Source organism: Pseudomonas sp. AGC41 (genome assembly GCF_057334555.1).
Window position 1 is genome coordinate 4,561 of record NZ_JBHFJB010000106.1, and the last position, 798, is coordinate 5,358.

The 798-nt window shown below is 63.8% G+C and carries 1 protein-coding gene; it reads right to left on the reverse strand.

From position 1 onward, the window contains the following. Positions 1–76: 76 nt before the first annotated feature. Positions 77–706: a glutathione S-transferase gene (locus tag ACE04F_RS18425; protein WP_486108910.1), complete on the reverse strand. Its 630-nt coding sequence runs from the start codon at positions 704–706 to the stop codon at positions 77–79. Positions 707–798 lie beyond the last annotated feature (92 nt).

Here is a 798-nt window from a genome sequence, read left to right on the forward strand (position 1 = left end):
CCCACAAGAGAGCGACACAATCAAATGTGGGAGCGAGCCTGCTCGCGAAAAGGCCGCCGGTGCAGCCAAGACAGTTTTAGACCCGGGGCATTGTCTCGACCATCGAGGGCCGCAAATTGACCTCGGAAAACCACGCCGCCAGCTGCGGATTGTTCTCGCGCCATTCCAGGTCGGCATGGCGCAGGTCCAGGTAACCCAGGGCGCAAGCCACGCTGATGGAAGCGACGTCGAAATGGCTGGCCAGTTCGGCAATCGCCTCGGATTCGAGCGTGGCGAGGGCGCGACGAATCTTGTCCCGCTGCGCATCGAGCCATTCGTCCCAGTGTTTTTCCACAGGACGCAGGGCGGTCTCGTAGCGGATCATCACCGCCGCGTCCATGATCCCGTCGGCCATGGAGGCCAGGGTCAGGCGCCGCCAACGGGCTGCGCCCTCGCGCGGGATCAACGGGTTGCCGACGTGTTGATGGTCGAGGTAGTCGAGGATGACGCGGCTGTCGTGGATCACCGTCCCGTTGGCCAGGCGCAGGGCCGGAATCTTGCTCAATGGGTTGTCATGGATCAGCGCTTGGTCCGGCTTGACCGGCGTAAGTTGGCTGAGTTGCAAGGCGACGCGATCCTGCTGGCCGGTTTCGTGCAGCAGCACCAGGACCTTGCGGACGAAGGGCGAAGCGGGGTTGTGGAACAGGGTCATGCTGGGGGTGGACATGCAGAACATCCTCGATTGGGCGGGCTGGCCTTAGCCTAGACAGTTGCGGGTCTGCTGGCGAGTAACGAATGTGGGAGGGGGGGGGGGGGGGG

Bases quoted from the DNA above. Each gene is read 5' to 3' on its own strand.
- ACE04F_RS18425 (WP_486108910.1), bottom strand. From the start codon at position 706: ATGTCCACCCCCAGCATGACCCTGTTCCACAACCCCGCTTCGCCCTTC.